Genomic DNA, 367 nt, shown 5'->3' with positions numbered 1-367 from the left:
GACCGTGAACCAGTCGCGCTGGAACGTCCGCGTCTCAGATCCGTGGCGGGGATTGGACAGCGCCGTGAGCCACGGCAGTCCAAGACGGTCGCCGATCAGATCCTGCAGGGGGTGCGGATGAGCCTGGCCCCGGGTGCTCGGCACGACCACCACGTGGGTCGGCGCACCGCGCATCCGATCAGCGACGCAGTCGAGGTGCCGCTGCAGGAACAGCAACAGCAGTGCGAGCAGATTCCACCTAGCCTGGGCCGACCCCGGTGTGGACTTGTACAAGCGCAGATGGTGGTGATGCTGACCGGTACGCGGCGAGTAAGCGATTGGAGCGACCACGTCGGCGAGCAGGCCACCAGACGTCGTCTGGTGTTCC

At 66.5% G+C, this 367-nt stretch carries 1 pseudogene; it reads right to left on the bottom strand.

Going from position 1 to position 367, the window contains the following annotated elements:
- Window positions 1-367 (bottom strand): annotated as a pseudogene (locus tag KBX08_RS33500) (hypothetical protein); the annotation flags it as partial.

This window comes from Micromonospora sp. H61 (assembly GCF_018070325.1).
GTDB lineage: Bacteria > Actinomycetota > Actinomycetes > Mycobacteriales > Micromonosporaceae > Micromonospora > Micromonospora salmantinae.
This window is presented reverse-complemented; position numbering and strand designations above follow the sequence as displayed.